This is a genomic window from Pseudomonas sp. SIMBA_067 (genome assembly GCF_046534675.1).
GTDB classification, from domain to species: domain Bacteria; phylum Pseudomonadota; class Gammaproteobacteria; order Pseudomonadales; family Pseudomonadaceae; genus Aquipseudomonas; species Aquipseudomonas putida.
In genome coordinates this window covers 1-563 of sequence record NZ_JAWRYH010000043.1, presented here as the reverse complement: position 1 = coordinate 563, position 563 = coordinate 1, and the positions used below count along the sequence as shown (strand labels likewise).

At 43.2% G+C, this 563-nt stretch carries 1 protein-coding gene; it reads left to right on the top strand.

All coding sequences use genetic code 11. The features are described 5' to 3' along the window. Nucleotides 1-563: prolyl oligopeptidase family serine peptidase (locus SB765_RS27970; RefSeq protein ID WP_410932270.1), on the top strand; the 563-nt coding region annotated here is incomplete at both ends.

Genomic DNA, 563 nt, shown 5'->3' with positions numbered 1-563 from the left:
CAAGATGGTTCAAATCCGTTATTTCAATATGGCTATGGCGCGTATGGGATCACCATAGATCCAAGCTTTTCAAGTACATCACTGAGTTTACTCGACCGTGGTTTTGTTTATGCAATTGCGCATGTGCGTGGTAGTGAAATGCTAGGGCGTTCATGGTACGAACATGGTAAAAAACAGCATAAACAAAATAGCTTTAATGACTTTATAGATGTAACCAAAGCGCTCACTGAGCAAGGGTACGGCAACAAAAGTAAAGTGTTTGCCTCTGGTGGCAGTGCTGGGGGGTTATTAATGGGAGCTGTGGTAAATCAAGCGCCTGAACTTTACTGTGGAGTGGGCTGCCATGTGCCATTTTTAGATGTGCTCACCACCATGTTAGATGAAAGCATTCCGCTTACAACAAATGAGTATGATGAATGTGGTAACCCAAACGACCCCCATTTTTACGAGATTATTGAAGCGTATTCACCGTACGACAATATTAGTGCGCAACACTACCCCAATATATTGGTGACAACCGGCTTGCATGACTCACAAGTACAGTATTGGGAACCAATGAAATG